This window comes from Candidatus Symbiopectobacterium sp. NZEC135, from assembly GCF_025962695.1.
Window position 1 is genome coordinate 1 of sequence record NZ_JAGFPF010000862.1, and the last position, 881, is coordinate 881.

The 881-nt window shown below is 48.6% G+C and carries 1 protein-coding gene and 1 pseudogene; both read right to left on the reverse strand.

Features of this window, described 5'->3' with window-relative positions:
• Nucleotides 1–284, reverse strand: a 284-nt coding sequence (locus J5224_RS31020; protein WP_264628854.1) for a DUF542 domain-containing protein, incomplete at its 3' end; no start/stop codon positions are given.
• Nucleotides 285–375: 91 nt separating this feature from the next.
• A pseudogene (locus tag J5224_RS31025) lies at nucleotides 376–881 on the reverse strand (RHS repeat protein); the annotation flags it as partial.

Below are 881 nucleotides of genomic sequence, written 5' to 3' on the forward strand. Positions count from 1 at the left end.
AATTCCGGTAACTGCTCGCGGTGACGATCGTGATAACGCTGGATGATGTGGGGAATGATGTCGCCCAGCGGTGCTGAAGGCCAGTGGGTTTCTGTTGAAGGTTGCTCCGCCAGAGCGCTCAGGCGCGCTTCCAGTGCCTCAATGTCCAGCTCCAGCTTGTTGGCGGCACGCAGCAGCGTTTGCTTGCCGCCGCAGCAAAAATCGAGATTAAATTCACGGAAAAGTACAGTAGCGCGAGGAATGGCAATAGCCAATTCCCCCAGCGTACGATCGCGGTAATGCATGATAAGGCCCTCAGCGGTGAAAACATTAAGATGTATTTTAAATGCATCTTATGGCGATGGATATAACTAAAAAGAGGTACGGTGAGGGGGGTTACTGAGGTTTAAATTTAACCGGGTGATACCCAGACCAGAGCTGTCGCTTTTCCGGTTCCTTGGGTAGCGTTTTCCGCACAAAACTCCTGCCCGTATTGGTGAGCAAGCGGTTCAGATCAATAGGGGTATTGCCTTCGCTTTTGAACGCGCGGTCAAACTTTTTTTCTTTAATCGATTCTGGACTTAACGAGTCGACATAACCAGAAAACGCTTTTGTCTCCCGTTTGAAAGCATTGGCAATTTGTTGGCCCAAAGGGTTCGAACCATCTGCTGAGTAACAAGAAATGACTCTGATGTGCTGATAAAACGCCAGCGTTTCTGCTCGGTAATGATAGTCATACATGTACTTTAGGTCTGCACCATCAACCCTATCCGGTTTTCCCTCTAGTAACAGACTCATTTCTCCCTTGCCGTTGTCGTTAATGCGCCCATGGCCGAGGATGTTTAACCGTTTGGTACCTTTATACGTATCGTCGAACCAATAAATATGGCGTTCGTTTGGGT